This window comes from Promicromonospora kroppenstedtii DSM 19349 (genome assembly GCF_000515355.1).
In the GTDB taxonomy this organism is placed as follows: Bacteria; Actinomycetota; Actinomycetes; order Actinomycetales; family Cellulomonadaceae; genus Promicromonospora; species Promicromonospora kroppenstedtii.
Genome location: NZ_KI911754.1, coordinates 7,955 through 8,457 on the forward strand (window position 1 = coordinate 7,955; position 503 = coordinate 8,457).

The 503-nt window shown below is 74.6% G+C and carries 1 protein-coding gene; it reads left to right on the plus strand.

Going from position 1 to position 503, the window contains the following annotated elements:
- Positions 1 to 255: 255 nt before the first annotated feature.
- A partial coding sequence (locus PROKR_RS26055; protein WP_036969544.1) for a GntR family transcriptional regulator occupies positions 256 to 503 on the plus strand: 248 nt, incomplete at its 3' end.

Genomic DNA, 503 nt, shown 5'->3' on the forward strand with positions numbered 1-503 from the left:
CGCCGTCGCCGCCCACGCCGCCGCCCGTGCCGCCGCCTCGGACCTCGGCTCGGAGACGGTCTGTTCGGCCGCGTCATGGCCCATGGCCGTCGCGCCGGCCGGCTCCCCCGTCGGGGCCGCGTCCGGTGCGGTATCGGTGCTCATGTGCCGGGATGCTAGATCGGCGACGGGGGCGAAAAGCCCGAAAATCGCTGGTTGGCCGGGTGATTTATCCGCCGAGTCCGAACTGTGACGAGCGGGCGCGCCCGATGCGTCATGATCGGCGGATGGATCTCGCCGTGGAGCTCAGCAGCCGCACCGGACGCACCGACGCGATCTACCGCGCCCCTGCACTCGGCGCTGACCACGGGCCGCGTGCCGGCGGGGGAGCGGCTGCCCTCGACCCGTGACCTCGCGCGCGACCTCGGCGTCTCCCGCGCCAGCGTCGCCACGGCGTACGAGCGCCTCGTCGCGGAGGGATTCCTGGAGACCCGCACCGGCGCCGGGACCTTCGCCACCGCGGC